At 69.8% G+C, this 17,948-nt stretch carries 17 protein-coding genes; 5 read left to right on the forward strand and 12 right to left on the reverse strand.

Features of this window, described 5'->3' with window-relative positions:
* A partial coding sequence (locus tag FLL47_RS20000; protein ID WP_144122074.1) for a hypothetical protein occupies positions 1-127 on the reverse strand: 127 nt, incomplete at its 3' end.
* A gap of 332 nt (positions 128-459) precedes the next feature.
* On the opposite strand from FLL47_RS20000, the gene wecB reads away from it, so the two are divergent.
* On the forward strand, positions 460-1,560 hold the full coding sequence (gene wecB / locus FLL47_RS20005) for a non-hydrolyzing UDP-N-acetylglucosamine 2-epimerase (RefSeq protein WP_144122075.1): 1,101 nt from the start codon (positions 460-462) through the stop codon (positions 1,558-1,560).
* Here wecB and FLL47_RS20010 read toward each other — a convergent pair.
* The 3 genes from FLL47_RS20010 to FLL47_RS20020 form a co-directional block, all read right to left on the reverse strand.
* Complete coding sequence (locus tag FLL47_RS20010; protein ID WP_425457742.1) at positions 1,488-2,993, reverse strand: glycosyltransferase family 4 protein; 1,506 nt, start codon at positions 2,991-2,993, stop codon at positions 1,488-1,490. The two genes, wecB and FLL47_RS20010, sit on opposite strands and share 73 nt — an antisense overlap.
* Before the next feature lie 111 nt (positions 2,994-3,104).
* Positions 3,105-4,268 carry a hypothetical protein gene (locus FLL47_RS20015; RefSeq protein ID WP_144122076.1) on the reverse strand — a complete coding sequence of 388 codons (1,164 nt, stop codon included), beginning with the start codon at positions 4,266-4,268 and terminating at the stop codon, positions 3,105-3,107.
* Positions 4,268-4,681 carry a GtrA family protein gene (locus FLL47_RS20020; RefSeq protein ID WP_186315806.1) on the reverse strand — a complete coding sequence of 138 codons (414 nt, stop codon included), beginning with the start codon at positions 4,679-4,681 and terminating at the stop codon, positions 4,268-4,270. Before FLL47_RS20020 ends, FLL47_RS20015 begins: the two co-directional genes overlap by 1 nt.
* Before the next feature lie 112 nt (positions 4,682-4,793).
* Here FLL47_RS20020 and FLL47_RS20025 point away from each other — a divergent pair, with 112 nt between their 5' ends.
* Complete coding sequence (locus FLL47_RS20025; protein ID WP_281286738.1) at positions 4,794-5,831, forward strand: glycosyltransferase family 2 protein; 1,038 nt, start codon at positions 4,794-4,796, stop codon at positions 5,829-5,831.
* A gap of 24 nt (positions 5,832-5,855) precedes the next feature.
* Here the strand turns inward: FLL47_RS20025 and FLL47_RS20030 are convergent, their stop codons facing one another.
* The 6 genes from FLL47_RS20030 to FLL47_RS20055 form a co-directional block, all read right to left on the reverse strand.
* Positions 5,856-7,388, reverse strand: a complete 1,533-nt coding sequence (locus FLL47_RS20030) for a N,N-dimethylformamidase beta subunit family domain-containing protein (RefSeq protein ID WP_222106122.1) — start codon at positions 7,386-7,388, stop codon at positions 5,856-5,858.
* 155 nt (positions 7,389-7,543) lie between these two features.
* Positions 7,544-10,042 carry a glycosyltransferase gene (locus FLL47_RS20035; protein WP_144122079.1) on the reverse strand — a complete coding sequence of 833 codons (2,499 nt, stop codon included), beginning with the start codon at positions 10,040-10,042 and terminating at the stop codon, positions 7,544-7,546.
* A gap of 119 nt (positions 10,043-10,161) precedes the next feature.
* Positions 10,162-11,166: a Gfo/Idh/MocA family protein gene (locus FLL47_RS20040; RefSeq protein ID WP_144122080.1), complete on the reverse strand. Its 1,005-nt coding sequence runs from the start codon at positions 11,164-11,166 to the stop codon at positions 10,162-10,164.
* A complete protein-coding gene (locus FLL47_RS20045) occupies positions 11,163-12,269 on the reverse strand; it encodes a DegT/DnrJ/EryC1/StrS family aminotransferase (RefSeq protein WP_144122081.1) in 1,107 nt (368 codons plus the stop codon). The genes FLL47_RS20040 and FLL47_RS20045 overlap by 4 nt, the downstream gene beginning before the upstream one ends.
* Before the next feature lie 82 nt (positions 12,270-12,351).
* A complete protein-coding gene (locus FLL47_RS20050) occupies positions 12,352-13,119 on the reverse strand; it encodes an ABC transporter ATP-binding protein (protein ID WP_144122082.1) in 768 nt (255 codons plus the stop codon).
* A complete protein-coding gene (locus FLL47_RS20055; RefSeq protein WP_144122083.1) occupies positions 13,112-14,011 on the reverse strand; it encodes an ABC transporter permease in 900 nt (299 codons plus the stop codon). Before FLL47_RS20055 ends, FLL47_RS20050 begins: the two co-directional genes overlap by 8 nt.
* A 152-nt stretch (positions 14,012-14,163) precedes the next feature.
* Here FLL47_RS20055 and FLL47_RS20060 point away from each other — a divergent pair, with 152 nt between their 5' ends.
* Positions 14,164-14,760, forward strand: a complete 597-nt coding sequence (locus FLL47_RS20060; protein WP_144122084.1) for a TetR/AcrR family transcriptional regulator — start codon at positions 14,164-14,166, stop codon at positions 14,758-14,760.
* Between the two features lie 76 nt (positions 14,761-14,836).
* Here FLL47_RS20060 and FLL47_RS20065 read toward each other — a convergent pair whose 3' ends face one another.
* Both FLL47_RS20065 and FLL47_RS20070 read right to left on the reverse strand, forming a co-directional pair.
* The gene (locus FLL47_RS20065) at positions 14,837-15,373 is read right to left on the reverse strand and encodes an acyltransferase (protein ID WP_144122085.1); all 537 of its coding nucleotides are present in this window, start codon (positions 15,371-15,373) and stop codon (positions 14,837-14,839) included.
* Positions 15,374-15,492: 119 nt separating this feature from the next.
* A complete protein-coding gene (locus FLL47_RS20070) occupies positions 15,493-15,837 on the reverse strand; it encodes a hypothetical protein (RefSeq protein WP_144122086.1) in 345 nt (114 codons plus the stop codon).
* A gap of 37 nt (positions 15,838-15,874) precedes the next feature.
* On the opposite strand from FLL47_RS20070, the gene FLL47_RS20075 reads away from it, so the two are divergent.
* Positions 15,875-16,669 carry an inositol monophosphatase family protein gene (locus tag FLL47_RS20075; protein ID WP_144122355.1) on the forward strand — a complete coding sequence of 265 codons (795 nt, stop codon included), beginning with the start codon at positions 15,875-15,877 and terminating at the stop codon, positions 16,667-16,669.
* 138 nt (positions 16,670-16,807) lie between these two features.
* A complete protein-coding gene (locus tag FLL47_RS20080; RefSeq protein ID WP_144122087.1) occupies positions 16,808-17,845 on the forward strand; it encodes a coiled-coil domain-containing protein in 1,038 nt (345 codons plus the stop codon).
* The last annotated feature ends 103 nt before the right edge of the window (positions 17,846-17,948 follow it).

The raw sequence follows: 17,948 nt of genomic DNA on the forward strand, positions 1-17,948 counted from the left end.
CGCCGTCGTTGACCAGGCTGACGACCCGCTCGGAGACGTCGGCGCCGATGACCTCATGGCCCTTGGCGGCGAACTGCACCGCGAGCGGGAGGCCGATCTTTCCCAGGGCAACCACACAGATCTTCATCGCTGTCTTTTCTTCCTCAAGGTCACATGGCCGCAAACGGCGTATGAGCTGGTCCATCGTGCCAGGGGCCGGGCTCGGCGGCAAACGGCCGGCAGGGTCCCCGCCGTCCTCGCACCGGTGGCAGTCCTCGGATTCCGGTGGAGTCTACGGTATGGCCCCGGACGGGGCCGACGGTCCGCGGGCAGGCGGCCAACCCTGTGGCCTCGGCTGCTGGCCGCGGGCGGGGTCGTCATTGTCGATCTTTGGCGAAGCCGGGCGGGCCACGTATCGTACGTGTCGGCTCGAACGCAGCCGCCCCCCAGGCGCACCTCGAACTTCAGGAGAGACCCGACATGAAGGTAGTCAGCATCGTCGGGGCACGTCCTCAGCTGGTCAAACTCGCTCCGATCGCCGCTGCTTTCGCGAAAACGGACCACAAGCATGTGATCGTGCACACCGGCCAGCACTACGACGTCAACCTTTCCGACGTCTTCTTCTCCGGCCTGGGCATCCCCGACCCGGACGTGCACCTGGGCGTCGGCTCCGGCAGCCACGGCGTGCAGACCGGCAACACGCTGGCCGCCCTCGACCCGGTGCTCGCATCCGAGAGCCCCGACTGGGTGCTCGTCTACGGTGACACCAACTCGACGCTGGCCGGCGCGCTGAGCGCGGTCAAGCAGCACCTGCCGGTGGCGCACCTGGAGGCGGGCCTGCGCTCGTTCAACCGCCGGATGCCCGAGGAGCACAACCGGGTCCTCACCGACCACGCGGCCGACCTGCTGCTGGCGCCGACCGAGGAGGCGATGCGCCACCTTGCCGCGGAGGGTCTGGCGGCCAAGTCGGTGCTGGCCGGCGACGTGATGGTCGACGTCTGCCTGCGTATGCGCGACGCCGTGCGCGCGGGCGGGCACCCCCGTCCGCAACTGTCGCCGGGCATCGACCCCGACCAGCCGTACCTGCTGGCCACGCTGCACCGCGCGGAGAACACCGACGACCCCCGGCTGCTGGCCGAGCTGATCGCGTCGCTGGCCGCGCTGCCCCTGCCGGTCGCGCTACTCGCCCACCCGCGGCTGGTCGCCAAGGCCGGGGAGCAGGGTCTCAAGCTCGCCCAGGGCGCGGTCCACGTGGGCACTCCGCTCGGTTACGCGGCCATGGTCGCGGCCGTGCTCGGCTCGGTCGGCGTGGTCACCGACTCGGGCGGCCTGCAGAAGGAGGCCTACCTGCTCGACCGGCCGTGCACCACGCTGCGGACCGAGACCGAGTGGATCGAGACCCTCGAGGGCGATTGGAACCGCCTCGTGCCGCGGCCGTCGGCGCTGGGAGCGCAGGAGTGGACCGACATCGCCACCCGCCCCGCCCCCGCCGCGCCGCGCGGGCTGCCCTACGGCGACGGCCGCGCGGCCGAGCGGGTGGTCGAGTTCCTCGCCGGGTGGCCGGGCAGCAGCCGGGTGTAGACCTCGTCGAGGATGCGCGCCTGCGCCTCCCACGTCCAGGTCTCCAGCAGGCCGGGCTTGTCGTACGCGGCCCGGTAGCGCTGGGGATCGGCCAGCACCGCGCTGATCGCCCGGACGTAGTCGGCCAGGTCCTCCGCGCGGAAGACCTCGCCCTGGCCCGTCGAGCGCGTGGTCTCCGCCATCATCCGCACGTCGCTGACCACCAGCGGCAGCCGGGCGTGCGAGTACTCGAAGAACTTCGTGATCAGCGCGATCTCGTGGTTGGGGAAGTGGTGGATGGGGATCACGCCGACGTCGGCGGCGGAGAGGAACCGGACCACCTGCTGGTGGTGCACGTACGGCAGGACGTGCACCCGCTCGGCGACGCCGAGTTCCCGGGCCCGGGTCTTGAGCTGCTGCATGTACGGGGCGTCGGGCCGGGGAACGACGAAGACGGCGTGCGTCCCGGCGAGCTGCGGCAGAGCCTCCACCATGATGCCCAGGCCGCGCTGCGGAGCGGCCGCGCCGCTGTAGACGGCGACCGGCGCGGTCGCGCCGATGCCGCACAGCTCCCGCAGCTCAGCGGGTGCCTCCATGGTGGCCCCGGCCTCGTCGCCGTCGGGTGCGTTGAGCACCACGTCGGGCAGGCGAGGCAGCTTGTGCTCCTGCTGCAGCAGTTCGGCCAGGCCTTCGGACACCGTCACCACGGAGTCGGCATGTGAGGCGTACATCCGCTCGTGCGCGATCTGCGCGGGATGCCAGCGCGGGTTGTCCATCCACGGGTTGATGCCGGGCAGGAATTCGTGCGCGTCCCAGACGAGCTTCACCGGCCGACCGGCGGCGCGGGCGCGGGCTGCGGCGCGCGCGCCCACCCCGAGCATCCGGAAGTCGTTGGCGTGGATCAGATCGGGCCGCAGGGAGTCGATCACCGGGCCGTAGACGCGCTCGAAGTGCCACAGCTGCGGGTCGAGCCGGCGCCAGGCGCGGTCGCCCAGCACCCCCGACAGCACCACCAGGCACAGCCGGTCCCAGCCGCGCCGAGCGTCGCGACGGGTCCGCTGGACGGCGGCCCGTGCACCGCCCACGGGGCGCGGCGTCGGCGCCTTGGCCGGGGCCGCCGGGGTGGCGGCCTGGCCGGCCGGCGGCGTCGCGGCCGGCGTCGGGGCCTTGGCGCGGCTCTTCAGACGGGACAGCCGCCGTTTGAGCCAGCCTCGGGCACGCTGGGAGAGCTTGCGGGGCTGCGGCATCGGCAGCAGGCGCACCTGGGCGTCGCCTTCAGCCCAGGTGACGGGCTTCGCGCCGGGCGCCCGGCCGAGCAGGACGACGTCCCAGCCGGCCTCGGCCGCCGAGCGTGCCGACTTCTGGACCCGGGAATCGCCCTTGACGCCGTTGTCGACCAGCATCACCACTCGGCCGCGAGCTGCACCGACCTCTGCGACGTCGTCCATCCGCATGATCGCCACGTCCATGTTCCATCGACGGCAAGACGCTGAGGAGTGTACGTCACATCGGCGCCACGACAGATCTTGGTGCTCGACGCAGTCTGCCCGGCGAGCGCCGCCCGGTCAGGCTGCCGCCTCGACCAGCTGTCGGTCGCCGCTGTCGGCCGGCGGTGCGGGGTCCGGTTCCGGCGTTCGGGTCTGGCCCATCCGGTGCACGGCCAGGGCGATCATGAGTAGGCAGGCGGGCACGATCGGGTACAGGTAGCGCTGCGCCGTCATGGTCCCGTTCAGCAGGTTGAAGGCGAAGCTGCTGAGAAGCCCGCCGAAGTACACGCCGGCGGCTTCGGACCGCCACAGGAAGAAACCGGCCGCGAGAGCCGCGGCCCACAGCAGGAGTCCGGCGACGTTGACGCGATACGACCAGATCTCCGCGCCCAGCGTCTCCCAGGCGAGGTTGGGCAGATTGAGCAGCGCACCCCGGGGGTTGCCCGCGTAGCCGGTGTTGATGGTGAACTGGCGCAGCGCGTTGAACGGCGCGATCACCATCATCGTGACCTGGGCGGCCAGCCCGATGCCGAGCGCCGTCAGGGCGGGCGCGAACCAGTCGGTGCGAATCCTGCGGTGCCGGATCGCCGACCAGAGCCAGCCCCCGAGCACCATCGCGACCGGGACCACCGTCATCTGCCGGGTGAAGGTGAGCAGCACGATGACAGCCGCGATACCCACCAGGTTCGAGCGTGCCACCGGGCCGCGGAAAGGCAGCTGGTACAGCAGAACCGCGATGAACAGGACGCAGAGCGTCTCGGTGTAGATACCGGTCGAATAGAACCAGAACTGGTTGGTGGTCATCAGCAGGACCACCAACGCGGTCGCGAGGGTCGGCGAGCAGAACCGGGCGAAGAAGCGCAGCAGCAGCACGATCGTGATCAGGCCGCAGATCGCGGGGACGACGTACATCCCGCTCGGTCCCATGAGCCAGACGAACGGTGTGGACAGCCATACGTACACCACGCGTGGCTTGATGAGGTCGTAGAAACCCGGGTTGCTGTAACCGCGGTCGAGCCGCCAGATGTTCGGATCGTTGAAGTAGGCGCCGGTCAGATCGATGGCGTCGGCGTACGGGTGGCCGGCGCTCATCATCGTCATCGACGTGTAGTACAGCGAGTCGCCGAACCACATCTTCAGGTTCTCGTGCGTGAACCAGTAGACCAGCACGTACATCACGAACGCGACGGCCCAGAAGCGTCCCGGAACGCCGCCGGCCACGGCGGTTGCCCAACGTCTCATCATGAATGCCCCCCGACAAGCCGCCCGGCGAAGACCCAGTGCCGGTATGCGAAGTAGTTGCCCACGGCGATGACCACCACGGCGAAGGTCTTGGCCGCCAGGTAGTTCATGCCGATGCCGGTGAGACCCAGCACCAGCACCAGCGTCAGCAGATAGTTGGCGATGACGAGTAGCACATATCGGACCAACTGCGCGGAAAACGGATTGCCCTGTCCGGCCGAAGGAAAGACCATGCTGCGGTTCAAGCCGAAATTGACGACGAAGGCGCCGAGGAAAGCGAGCGTGGCGGCCAAACCCAGCGGCACCGACAGCACACCGTGCAGGAGCCAGAGTCCACCGGCGTCGGTGACATAGCTCAGCCCGCCGACGGTGAGATAGCGCACAGCGCTGTGGCGAAAGAAATGCCTGATCACTGCGGACTCCTGCGGCAGGCGCCGGTCGAAACGCCGGTCTCGCCGGCTGCTGGGGATGGGGCGCTGTGTTCCCGGAAACGGTGGGTACCCAGGCTGCGCGGGCCACTGTAGCATGGCGGCCGGTCGGGGCTACTCGGCGAAAATCGTTGCCGTGGCTGAGGAGTGGGCTGTGTACAAGGAACTCGTCGTCGCCGTTGTGGTGCCTGCACACAACGAACAAGCCCTGATTGCGACGACTATCAGCACTATGCCCGATTTCGTGGATCACATCATCGTGGTCGACGACTGCAGCACCGACGAGACGTCGCAGCGGGCCCGTTCGGTCGGTGACCCGCGGGTGACGCTGATCCGCCACGAGCGCAACACCGGCGTCGGCGGGTCGATCCTCGACGGTCACCGACTGGCGCTGGAGCTCAAGGCGGACGTGAGCGTGGTCATGGCGGGCGACGCCCAGATGGATCCGGCGCACCTGCCCCGCCTGCTCGACCCGATCGCCGCGGACGACGTCGAGTTCACCAAGGCGAACCGGTTCTACTCGCGCAACTCCTTCCAGGGAATGCCGAAGTTGCGGGTGTTCGGCAGCGTCATCCTGTCGTTCATGACGAAGGCGGCATCCGGTTACTGGCACCTGTTCGATCCGCAGAACGGATACACGGCCATCTCCCGCGACGCCCTGGAGCGCATCGACCTGGACTCGATCGCCCAGCGCTACGAGTTCGAGAACGATCTCCTGATCAACCTGAACATCGCCGACGTGCGCGCGAAGGACGTGCCGGTGCCCGCCCGCTACGGCACCGAGGTCTCCGGGATGAAGCTGCACAAGGTGATCCCGCGCATCTCCTGGCTGCTGTGGCGTGGCTTCTGGCGCCGCATGGTGGTCAAGCACGTGCTGCGCTCGTTCTCCCCCATCGCGCTGCTCTTCCTCAGCGGGTCGGCGCTGCTGACCGTCGGCGGCCTCATCGGTGCATACATCACCGTCGTCCGGTTCTTCGACGGAGTCACCCCGAGCGCGGGCACCGTGCTGCTCGCGGTCGCGCCCTGCCTCGTCGGCATTCATCTCGTGGTGAACTCGCTGCTGCTGGACATCCAGGAAGCGCCCGACCACCCCAGCCGGACGGGACCTCAGGCCCGCGCCGCGCGCGAGCGCTGAACGCCCGCCGCGCGGGCCGAGGGGTCAGGCACGAGGGGATCGCCGGTTCGCCACGACCCGATCCAGCAGGTTCGCCGTGACGCGGCGGATCCTCGGATCACCCTGCGGCGACAGGAATCGCGGCCAGAACAGTGACGCCGCGGCGAAGACCAGGGCGCCGTTCGCCGTCTCGATGAGACTGGTGTTCTGCATCCTGATCTCGCCGCCGACGATGAAATACGGCGAGGACGACAGCACCTGCTGCGGCCCGTCAGGCAGGTCCGGATCCACCCCGTCGGCTTCGCCGGCGACCAGATCGTCGATCGTGTCGCCGTCGCGCACCCCGGTCCCGGCCCAGAACCAGTGGTCCTGGCCCCGCACCACGAGCGGCGCCGGGGCGACCGGAATCCCGTTGAACTGCACACCCAGCAGGCGCTGCTCCGGATCGCCCGGGCCGGCCTCGTCGCGCCAGCGGCAGGTGCGGTCCGCCCGCTCGCCCGGCTCGTCGCCTCTCGACTTGTAGCAGGTGAGCAACCGTCCCGTCCGCCCGTCCGTCGCCTCGGGCAGACGCACGTGCCAGTAGACGTTGTTGGCGGACAGGAAGACCAGGCTCGTCCCGGCGGCCGGCGCCGCCGTCGCGTGCTGCCGCATCTCCCGCGACCAGTACTCGTCGTGGCCGGGGAAGACCAGGCCCGCGTAGCGGGTGGGGTCGATCCGCCCGGCGTGCAGGTCCTGGGATGTGGCGTAGACGAGGTCGTAACCGGCCTCCTCCGCCCACGACGCGAAGGTCCAGTCCAGTTCCACGTTCGCCGGCCTGCCCGCGTTGGCGTACGGCCGGTCGAAGGAGACCTCCACGGCACGTGAGTCGGGGTCGAGCCCCCTCGTGGGCGGCGCTCCCGCGGTCGCGGCCTTCAGCGCGTAACCGTAGTAGAGGCTCTTGCCCTTGCGCTGATCCTTCGGCCAGAGGTTGTACGCCTGGTACGTGGTGGTCGGGACCACCACGCACAGCTCGGCCGGACGGTCGTCGTCGCGCACCACGAAGGGCACGTAGCTGCGCCGGCCGTCCTCCCTGGTGAGCACGGCGAGATAGTGGCCGGACATCCAGTCCTCCGGGATGGTCAATCCCCAGGACGCGGGCCAGTCGCACACGATCGTGCCGGAGCCCGGCTGCGGTGCGGGGACCACCTGCGTCACGCCGTCCAGCATGGGGCTGGTGGTTGCCAGGCCCGCGCCCGCGGTGCCGTAGTAGCCCATGCGGTAGACCTTCACCTGGTACCGGCCGGGATCGGCGACGGAGACGTGGAAGTCGATCCGCTCGCCGACGTTCACGCTCGTCGCCGAGGCGTACCCGGTGATGTCGAGCCGCTTGTCGGAGGACGCCCGGATGCCCGGGCTGGTCATCTTCCAGCCGTCGTCGGCGACCGCCTTGCGCTTCCGGCTGGCGGGGGCCGGCGCAGGGCCGGCGGCGGCACGGCCGCCCGGGAAACGGATGCCCGGCCAGCCGGTGGCCCAGACGGTTCCGCCTGCCAGGCCCGTGGCCAGTGCCGCCAGCAGGGCGCGACGCCGGAACTGGGACATGGGGGTGCTCCTGCCGTGGGGGGCGACATGGTGGTGTGGCTGGGGGGATGGTAGCCGTCTGTGGGCCGGCGGTGGGGGTGCCCGACGACCACCCCCCGAACGGCCGCGGCCCGGTGGCGAGGTGCGCCACCGGGCCGCGACTTCCGGCCGATGTGCTAGCGGAGGAACGTCGAGAGCACGGCGGCGGTTCGCCGGCCGTCGTGGACCTCGCGCACGAACCTGGCCGAGGCCGCGCCGATCCGGGCCGTGCCGGCCCGGTCGTCCAGCATGGACTCCAGCACGCTGATCAGGTTGTGCGGCGTCGCCGAGACGATGGGCAGGTCCGGGCCGACGGCCTGGGCCACGCGCTCGCTGATGTACGCGACCACCGGCTTGCCCGCAGCCATCGCCTCACAGCCGAGCGTGCCGTATGCGCCCGTGGTGAACTGGTCGAGCACGATGTCGGACTCCTTGACCAGTTCGTTCATCTGCTCCCAGGGGATGCCCTCGGCGAGCCGCAGGTCGATGGCCCCCCGCTTGTGCAGCCTGGTGAGCGCCGGAAGGATCCGGTCCGTGCCCTTGGTCCAGCGCTTGGACGGCGCGTGCATCACGATCGGGCGCTGGCGCTCCATCACCGGCCGGTCGCAGGCCCAGGCGTCGGCGTCGATGACGAGCGGCGTCCAGGTCGCCGTAGGGAGATCCTCGAGCAGGTCAGGCGTGGTGACGAACAGCGGCAGCCCGCACGACTCGGCGATCTTCTGATTGCGCTGGGTGCGCTTGCTCAGCTGGGCGGCGATGCCCTCAGGAGCGTCCCGGAACAGCGAGAACTCGTGATTCCTCAGGTGCCGCCGCGGGTCGCGGATCTCGCTGCCGTGGGCCAGAATCGCGACCTGAATGCCGGCGCGGCCCAGCATGGCGAGGTCGCCTTCGATGGTGGTGCCGTTGAGGTGGCCGAAGACCGGCATGAACGCATCGACGAGCACGTGCGTGTAGCGGCCGAGGACCCGGTGCACCTGCTGTGACTGCACGTTGAAGTCGGCCAGCCGGTTCACGTCGAGGTAGACGTTGGCCGGGAAGCCGAAGGAGTCGGGCTGCCGGACCATGACGACCTCGGCCGAGACGTCGGTCATCTCCCGGCAGATCGCCTTGGCGAAGGCCGCGCCCTGTCCGGCGTAGTTGGCCGGACCGAGGCCGAGCCGGACCCGGGTGTCCCCGATCTCCCGCCAGTCTCCGACGAGCAGAGGGTCCACCGGCGCGGGATCTTCCTGCACGTCCCACGGGATGTCGGCGGGTGCGGTGGGCACGCGCGCCGACAGGCTGCGGTACAGCCGCAGCAGCGCCTTGCTCTGGTGCTCCCAGGACAGGTCGTCGAGGATCGCCTCGCTGATCCGCGCGGAGAGCACGGCGCGCTGCTCGTACGCCTTCTCCGCGGCCACCACGAAACCGTCGACGTCCGTGGACGGGAACACCTCGCCGATGCCGTGCTCCTCGACGAAGGCGCGGACCACTTTGACGTCGCTGGTGACCAGCGGAAGCCGGGCGTGCAGGTATTCCGAGATCTTCGTGGGCAGCGAGATCTCGCAGTTCGGCACCTTCAGGAACGGGATCAGGCCGAGGTCGGCCGACTGCAGGTAGGCGGCCACCTCGTACTGCGGCACGTAGGGCAGCAGGTGGATCCGATCCCGCACACCCAGCGTCTCCGCTTGCAGGAGCAGCTGCTTCAGCAGCGGATTGGACCGGCCCACCACCATCGCGAGGTGGTAGCCGGGCAGCTTCGGCATCGCCGCGATGACGGTGTCGAGGCCGCGCTCCTTGCCCAGCCAGCCGGCGTACACCATGAGCGGGACGTCGTTGTCGAGGTTGCACAGGGCGCGTACGGACAGGCTCTTCTCGCTGGTCGGCGCGATGATCTCGCGGACCGGCGAGTTGCCGACCACCACGGGGGTCTCGGCGAGCTGGTAGTCCGTGCGCAGCATCTCGGCCAGCTGCGTGGACACCGTGACCACCGCGTCGGCGGCGGAGATGAACTCGCGCTCGGCGCCGGTGAACGCGCTGGCCTGCAGGCGGGTCGGCCACTGGACGCCGCGGATGTACTCGTGGGCGTCGTAGATCCACGAGCAGTTCAGCCCGCGGGCCCGCAGCCGTTCGACGGAGTGGGCCGCGATGACGATGGTGGCGATGTCGTTCGCGTGGATCAGGTCCGGCTTGAGGTCGTCGATGACCGGTCCGAACGCCTTGTCGAGCTGGGCCAGGGGCGGCCAGTCCCGGCGCCAGTCGCCGGTCGGCGCGACGCGCGAGCTACGGCGCGCGCGCATCTGGTGGACCTCGTGGCGCAGCTTGCCCACCACCCGGCGAGCGAAGCGCATGCCCAGGTCGCCGACGCGGGCGACGCCCCGGGACCGGGACCGGTTGTCGGCTTCCTTGCCGGTCTGGGCCAGCCGTTCCGCCGTGCGGCCCAGGCGGGTCTGCGTCTTGGGCCTGGCCGCCGGGACCCGGATCACCTTCAGCGGACCCATGGTCGTCTTCTCGAGGGTGTGGGCGTCGGTGCTGCCCACGACCGTGACGTCCCAGCCGTCCCGCGCCGCCGCGATCGCCGTCTTCTGGACCCTCGAATCTCCTCTGATGTCGTTGGCGACGACCACGACCAACCGCGGCTGCCTGGCCTGGGATGTCATTCGGTCCTCCGTGAGCAGAAAATCATCAAGCCGATGGCCCGCCAACGCAGCCCTTTCGGGCGGTTCGCTGGTGGGCCATCGGCGTCACTGTCGGGTCAGCCAGTGGGGTCCGCCACCGACTACATCGTTTCCGGAAGTCGAACCGTCGACTTGGTCTTCGCCGACTCGAGTACGGCCGAAGCCACCTCGACCGTACGCAGACCCTGCCGCAGTGTCACGATGTCGCTGGGCTTGCCCTCCACCGCGTCACGGAAGCGCTCGTGCTCGACGAGCAGCGGCTCCCGCTTCGGGATGGCAAACCGGATCATGTCACCCTCGGCCACACCCCGGAAAGAGCGCAGCGCCTCCCACTCGGTGGTGATCGCGCCATTGGCATAGAACGTCAGGTCCGCGGTGAGCGTGTCGGCGACGAAGCAGCCCTTCTCGCCGGTGATCACCGTGGAGCGCTCCTTGAGCGGGCTGAGCCAGTTCACCAGGTGGTTGACCATGGAACCGTCGGCGAGCTGACCCACCGCGGCCACCATGTCCTCGTGCGGACGGCCGCTGCGGAAGACCGTGTGCGCGGACACCGAGACGTACGACTGACCGGTGACCCAGCTGGTCAGGTCGATGTCGTGGGTGGCGAGGTCCATGACCACGCCCACGTCGGCGATGCGGTGCGGGAACGGGCCCTGCCGGCGGGTGACCACCTGGAAGACCTCGCCCAGCTCGCCCGCCTCCAGGCGGGACCGCAGGTTCTGCAGCGACGGGTTGTAGCGCTCGATGTGACCCACGCCCGCGACCAGGCCGGCCTTCTCGAAGGCGTCGACCAGCCGCCGGGCGGCGTCGATCGAGGGGGCCAGCGGCTTCTCGATCAGCGCGCAGATGCCGTTGGCGGCCAGCTCCAGGCCGATCTCCTCGTGCAGCGCGGTCGGGCAGGCGATCACCGCGTAGTCGATGCCCAGCGCGATGAGCTCGGAGACCGTGGGGACCACGGGCGCCCGCAGCGTGCCGGTGGTGTCGCCCATCGGGTCGACGACCGCGACCAGCTCGACCCCGGCCAGGTTGGACAGCACGCGGGCGTGGTTGCGGCCCATCGCGCCGAGCCCGATGAGTCCGGCGCGCAGTTTGCGTTCGGTGTTCACAGCCGGCCCGCCACGGTGTTCACGCCGTCGGCGATGTACTCCAGCTCCTCGGCGGTCAGCGACGGGAAGACCGGCAGCGAGAGCACCTCGGCGGCGGCCTTCTCGGTCTCCGGGAGGTCCCAGGCCGGGTTGACCTTGCCGTCGGCCGTCAGGTACGGCTTGAGGCGGTGGATCGGCGTCGGGTAGTACACCGCGCTGCCGATGCCCAGCTCGGTCAGGCCCTGCTGCACCGCGTCGCGGTTACCGTCGGCGACCCGGACCGTGTACTGGTGGTACACGTGCTTGGCGTTGTCCGCGACCGGCGGGGTCACCACGGCGGTGATCCGCGAGTCGAGGAACTTGGCGTTGGCCTGGCGCTGCTCGGTCCACTGCGGGAGCTTCTTGAACTGCTCCCGGCCGACCGCCGCGGCGACGTCGGTGAGCCGCATGTTGGCGCCGACGATCTCGTTGGCGTAGCGCTGCTCCATGCCCTGGTTGCGCAGCAGACGCAGGGTGCGGGCGAACTCGGCGTCGGCAGTGGTGATCATGCCGCCTTCGAGCGAGTGCATGTTCTTGGTGGGGTAGAAGCTGAACGTGCCGGCGATGCCGAACGCACCGACCGGGGTGCCGTTCAGCGCGGCGCCGTGGGCCTGGCAGGCGTCCTCGAGGACGGCCAGGCCGTGGCGCTCGGCCAGCGCCATGATCCGGTCCATCGCGGCGGGGTGGCCGTACAGGTGGACCGGCATGATCGCGACGGTGCGCGGGGTGATCGCGGCGGCGGCGGCGTCGGGGTCGAGGCAGAAGCTGCCCGCCTCGATGTCGGCGAAGACCGGCTCGGCGCCGACCAGGCGGACCGCGTTGGCGGAGGCGGCGAAGGAGAACGAGGGCACGATGACCTCGTCGCCGGGGCCGACGCCCATCGCGATCAGCGCCAGGTGCAGGGCGGATGTGCCCGAGTTCACCGCCACGCCGTGACGGCCGTCCACCAGGGTCGAGAACTCGTCCTCGAACGCCTTGACCTCCGGGCCCTGTACGACCATGCCGCTGCGCAGAACGCGCACTGCGGCTTCGATCTCGGCCTCACCGATCACCGGTCGTGCCGGGGGGATGGGCTTTCCGTTCAAGGGGTCCTCCTCGTTTCCTTTTCCGTGCTGTTCAACGGACCCGCACCGATGGCGAATCCGATTCTATAGTCGCTGCTGAGACTCATTTGGCGGTGCTGAATTCCTCATATGCGGCGAGGACCTCATCGGTCGGCCCGTCCATCCGGATCACGCCCGACTCCAGCCAGATCGTCCGCTCGCAGGTGTCGCGGACCGAGCTGAGGGAGTGGCTGACCAGGAAGACCGTACCCGCGCCGGCCCGCAGCTCGCGGACGCGGTCCTCGCTGCGCTTGCGGAACTTGGCGTCACCGGTGGCCAGCGCCTCATCGATGAGCAGCACCTCGTGCTTCTTGGCGGCCGCGATCGAGAACCGCAGCCGGGCCGACATGCCCGAGGAGTAGGTGCGCATGGGCAGCGAACTGAAGTCGCCGCGCTCGTTGATCCCGGAGAAGTCGATGATCTCCTGGGTCTTGGCGCGCACCTCGCCCCTGGGCATGCCCATCGCCAGGCAGCCGAGCACCACGTTCCGCTCGCCGGAGAGGTCGGCCATCATGGCCGCGTTCACGCCGAGCAGCGACGGCTGGCCCTTGGTGTAGACCGCGCCGCGGGTGGCCGGCAGGAGCCCGGCGATCGCCCGCAGCAGGGTGGACTTGCCGGAGCCGTTGGTGCCGATCAGCCCGACGGCCTCGCCCTCGTGCGCGGTGAAGCTGACGCCCTTGACCGCGTGCACCTCGCGTACGGTCGCCGACGGTCCGCGGGAGGCGATCCGGCGCAGGGCGCCCAGCGGCGAGCTGTCCTTGGCCGCACCGTGCACCCGGTAGACGATGTGCACGTCGTCCACGACGACGGTGGGAATCTTGGTGTCAGCCACGGCCGTACTCCTTCTCGCCACGCCAGAAGTAGAGGAAACCGCCCACGCCCATGACGAGCGCCCAGCCGAAGGCGACGGCCCACATCGAGGCCACCGAGAAGTGCGACGGCGGAGTGGTCGTGATGAGCGCCTCGCGGGCCAGCTCGATGAAGACGAGCATCGGGTTGAGGTGCAGCAGCGTCGAGGCCCAGGTCGGCATGTTGTCGGTCGCGCTGGTCAGGCTGTAGAACACGCCCGAGCCGTAGAGCCAGGTACGCAGCACGAACGGCATGATCTGCTTCAGGTCGACGATCTTCGAGCCGAGACGGGCCAGCAGCATGGCCAGGCCGCCGCTGAAGACCGTCTGCAGGAGCAGCAGCGGCACGAGGGTGAGCCAGGCCAGTCGCGGCGGCTCGCCGGTGACCAGCACGATCCCGATCAGCACGGCCATCGAGGCGAGCAGCTGCTGCAGCTGGGTGATGGTGACCGACAGCGGCAGGCTGGCCCGGGGGAACTGCAGCGCCCGGATCATGTTCAGGTTGCCGGTGATCGACACCGTGCCCGCGGAGGCCACCGCCGACGTGTAGCCGAAGATGAAGATGCCGCAGCACAGGTACGCGACGAAGTTCTCGATCCGGTCGCTGGTGCCCAGGATCACACCGAAGATCAGGTAATACACCGCGGCGTTGGTGAGCGGGGTCAGTACGTGCCAGAGCTGCCCGAGTCGCGCCGTGGTCAGCGTCGCGACGTTGCGTGCATTCGCGAACGCGACGATGAAGTGCCGGTAGGCCCACAGCGAGCGTGCGTACTCGCGCAGACCCGGCCGCTCACCCGCGGCGCGCAGGCCGTGACGGGCCGCGAGCTGGGCTGGTGCGAGGGCGGGATAAGGCTCTGTCACCACAGCTTCTGCCATGGTACGGGCTCCGATCTCCAGACTGGGGATGAGTGGCGGTCACACACGGTAGCCGACGTCGAGGAAGAGACGCCACCGTATCGACGTAAACGTGATGCTAGTCGGCCGTGCGTCGCGACGCAACCGTCGCGTCGCTGCGCTATCGTATGCACGTGCTGGCAGAGAGTAGGCGCGCCCCCGCGGGGGCGGCTGTGTTGAGAGGGGATATCACCGAGGCGATCCAGGCCGCGGTGGTGGAGGAACTTGCCCAGGTCGGCTACGGCCGGCTGTCGATCGAGGCGGTGGCCCGTCGCGCAGGTGTGGCGAAGACCGCCGTGTACCGCCGGTGGGGCTCCAAACTCGAGATGGTGCTGGAGATCGTGTCCGGCCTCGCGAGCCAGAAGCTGCCGCTGCCCGACACGGGGACCCTGCAGGGTGATCTGGTGATCTTCCTGCAGATCCTCACCCGGGCACTGCGGCATCCGCTGGCCTCGCAGGTGATCCCGGACCTGCTGGCCGAGGCGGCCCGCAATCCGCAGATCGGGGAGAAGCTGCAGCACGCGCTGCGCGCCAACCAGCACGAGATCGGGGCGCTGATCATCGGCCGCGCCGTGGAGCGCGGAGAGCTGCCCGCGAGCACCGATCCCGACGTGGCGGTGGATCTGATCGTCGGCCCCGTCTACTGGCACCTCGCGGTCACCCGTAACCCGGTGCCGGCCGACTACGTGCCGCGCCTGGTGTCCGCGGTCATCGCGGGCCTGTCCGGCTGATTCGCGCGCACCGCACGCCGCCGACCACCCGGGTGGCCGGCGGCGTGCGGTGCGGGTCGTCATGCTCCGGCCGCCGTCACAGGCCGGCGGGCCGCTCCGCGTCGCGGGACACGATCTGGCCCTTCTCGTCGACCCAGCCCAGGTGCCGGGCCGGGTTGCCGGCGACCAGCTGGTTCGGCGCGACGTCCTTGGTGACCACGGAACCGGCCGCGATCATCGCGTGCTCGCCGATCACGGTGCCGCAGATGATCGTGGCGTTGGCGCCGAGCGAAGCCCCCCGCTTGATCAGCGTCGGGGTGATCTGCCAGTCCAGGTTCTGCGCCCGCGGCCGCAGGTCGTTGGTGAAGACCACGCACGGGCCGACGAAGACCGCGTCCTCGATGGTGACGCCGTGGTAGACCGAGACGTTGTTCTGGATCTTCACGAGGTCGCCGATCACGACGTTCGTGTCGACGAACACGTTGCGGCCGATCACGCAGCCGGCGCCGATGGTCGCGTTGGTGCGTACGTGGGCCAGGTGCCAGATCTTGGTGCCGGCGCCGACCTGGGCGCCTTCCTCGACATCGGCGCTCGGGTGCACGAAAACGGGGGGTGTGGAGGGGTTGCCAGTCATTGTCGACCACCGTGTGCCGGGGCGCTCCGCGCCGGGGTTTTGGCTGCTGGCGCAGCCGGACGGGTACGAGATTAACCCGTCGGGACCCTGTCGCGGGCGGGGGTCGGCGCAGGTGCCGGTCAGTTTCCGCCGCGGGAGACCTCGACCACGACCTGGCTGTCGGTGATCTCGTTGACCTTCACCGTGAAGTCGCCGACCTGTACGCCGTCGCCGCGCTGCACGGTGACCTCCTGGCCGGCCACCTTCAGCGTGACCGAGTCCTGGTTCGCGCTGACGAGCTGCACCTCCACGCCCAGGATCGAGATCTTGGCGTTGGTGACGTTGCGCTCGAAGGTGATCGTGCAGCCGGTCGTGCTGCAGGTGCTGGTCGCACCCTCGCCGCTGCAACCGGTCAGGGCACCGCCGGTGAGCGCGACAGCCAGCGCTGCAGTGGCGATGAGACGACTCGTCCTCCGTGCGAACATTAGGCGATCATAGACCCATCAGGATCGGGGCGTGGCGATGATTGACCGGATTGTGGAGATTCTGCGGGACACCGCGGAGGCGGTCGTCCTGCCGAGGTTCCGCAACCTGGCCGACGGGGAGATCGTCGAGAAGAGCCCCGGTGATCTCGTCACGGTCGCCGACCGGGAGGCCGAGGTCATGCTGACCGCGCGGCTGGCGGCGCTGCTGCCGGGCTCGCTGGTGGTCGGCGAGGAGGCCGTCGCGGCCGACCCGGATGTGCTCACCCGGCTGGACGACGACGGCGCGGTATGGCTGATCGACCCGATCGACGGCACCGGCAACTTCGCCGCCGGGCAGGAACCGTTCGGCATGATGGTCGCCCTGATGCGCGGTGGCGTGCCGGTGCTCGCGGTGATCTACGAGCCGGTCCCGGGGACCGTCGCCGCGGCCGAGGCCGGTGCCGGCTCCTACGTCGACGGCGTCCGAATGGTGCTGGACCACACCCCGGTCGGCGCGGAGCAGCTGCGCGGCGCGGTGATGACCAAGTACCTGCCGCCGGACCTGCGCGAGCAGGTGGTGTCCCGGCTGCCGAACCTCTCCGAGGCGGTCCCCGGGCTGCGCTGCGCGGCACGGGAGTATCCGGAACTGCTGCGCCAGACGCGGCACTTCGCGCTGTTCTGGCGGGCCAAGCCGTGGGACCACGCGCCGGGAGCGCTGCTGATGCGCGAGGCCGGCGGGGTGGTCCGGCACTTCGACGGCGCCGACTACGACCCGGTGCACCCGCGCAACGGTCTCGTCGTGTGCCGTGACGATGCGGTGTTTGGGCTGGTACGCAGCGTGTTGCTGGCATGAACAACTTTCCTGTCGGCGCGCCGCTGCGGTAATCTGCGTCGCGGCCGCGCGTCTGCGGGTGCCCCCGACACCCGTGGCGGCCGCCGCCGCGCGCACCCCCAGCTCCTTCCCTTCGCGGCGTGAGACGGAAGGATCCACGTGACCCTGACGGTGCGCCCTCGCCGGCGTTTCGTGCCGGCCATCGCCATCGCCGTGGCGGCAGCGGTGCTCGTGACCGCGTTCCCCGCGGCCGCGCAAGCCGAGCCCAACGAGATCTCCTCGACCAAGGTGGCGCAGCTGCGCCAGACACTGGAGAGCGCGGCCGGTCAGTACCTCGAGGCCGAGGGCCTGCTCACCAAGGCCAAGACGGAGCAGGCCGCCCTCAACAAGACGCTGGTCCTGGCGGAGAACCGCTACCTGCGCGCCAAGACCGGGGTGCAGAAGTACGCGGCCGAGGCCTACAAGGCCGGCCGGCTGGGCGTCATCGGCGTCATGCTGAACGCCAACACGCCGGACGCCTTCCTGGCCCGCTCCGCCGCGCTCGAGAAGATGACGGCCCGCGACGAGGCCCGGATCAGCGAGCTGGTCACCGCCCGCAAGGAGATCGACAGCACCAAGGCGGAGATCGACGGCCGGGTGCGCGAGCAGGCCAAGCAGATCGCGGAGATGGCGAAGCTGCGCGCGGCGACCGAGCGGGCGCTGTCGGCCGTCGGCGGGTACACCACCACCGGCTGGGTCGACCCGTACGCGCCGACCGCCGCGCCGGCCAAGCGCAACTCCGACGGCAGCTGGCCGTCGCAGGGCTGCACCGTGAACGACCCGACCCCGGCGAACGGCTGCATCACGCCGCGCACCCTGCACAACCTGCAGCAGGCTCAGCGGTGGTTCCACTACTACGTCTCCTGCTACCGCTCCGGCGACATGTACGAGCATCCCAAGGGCCGCGCCTGCGACTTCTCCTCGGAGCCGGACGGGTTCAAGAACTTCTCCTCCAAGGGTGCGAACAAGCTCTACGGCGACAAGCTGGCCTCCTTCTTCGTGAAGAACGCGAGCCGGCTCGGTGTCATGTACGTGATCTGGTACTGCAAGATCTGGCTGGCCGGATCGGGCTGGAAGACGTATCGCTCCGCGGGCGGCAGCTGCGGGGACGACCCGGCCGGCGACCACACCAACCACGTTCACCTGTCCGTCCTCTAGCTGCGCGCTACATCGCCTCGGCGGTCGTTGTGGGTCCGGCCCACATGGCCGCCTGTGAGGTGTCTCTCTAGCGTGGTCCGCGACCCCGAGGTGACTCTTTTCG

Source organism: Catellatospora sichuanensis (assembly GCF_007483665.1).
In the GTDB taxonomy this organism is placed as follows: Bacteria; Actinomycetota; Actinomycetes; order Mycobacteriales; family Micromonosporaceae; genus Catellatospora; species Catellatospora sichuanensis.

Excerpts from the sequence above, each read along its gene's own strand:
- wecB (WP_144122075.1), top strand. The coding sequence starts at position 460 with ATGAAGGTAGTCAGCATCGTCGGGGCACGTCCTCAGCTGGTCAAACTC.
- FLL47_RS20010 (WP_425457742.1), bottom strand. The coding sequence starts at position 2,993 with ATGCGGATGGACGACGTCGCAGAGGTCGGTGCAGCTCGCGGCCGAGTG.
- FLL47_RS20015 (WP_144122076.1), bottom strand. The coding sequence starts at position 4,268 with ATGAGACGTTGGGCAACCGCCGTGGCCGGCGGCGTTCCGGGACGCTTC.
- FLL47_RS20025 (WP_281286738.1), top strand. The coding sequence starts at position 4,794 with ATGGCGGCCGGTCGGGGCTACTCGGCGAAAATCGTTGCCGTGGCTGAG.
- FLL47_RS20030 (WP_222106122.1), bottom strand. The coding sequence starts at position 7,388 with ATGTCCCAGTTCCGGCGTCGCGCCCTGCTGGCGGCACTGGCCACGGGC.
- FLL47_RS20035 (WP_144122079.1), bottom strand. The coding sequence starts at position 10,042 with ATGACATCCCAGGCCAGGCAGCCGCGGTTGGTCGTGGTCGTCGCCAAC.
- FLL47_RS20055 (WP_144122083.1), bottom strand. The coding sequence starts at position 14,011 with ATGGCAGAAGCTGTGGTGACAGAGCCTTATCCCGCCCTCGCACCAGCC.
- FLL47_RS20065 (WP_144122085.1), bottom strand. The coding sequence starts at position 15,373 with ATGACTGGCAACCCCTCCACACCCCCCGTTTTCGTGCACCCGAGCGCC.
- FLL47_RS20070 (WP_144122086.1), bottom strand. The coding sequence starts at position 15,837 with ATGTTCGCACGGAGGACGAGTCGTCTCATCGCCACTGCAGCGCTGGCT.
- FLL47_RS20075 (WP_144122355.1), top strand. The coding sequence starts at position 15,875 with ATGATTGACCGGATTGTGGAGATTCTGCGGGACACCGCGGAGGCGGTC.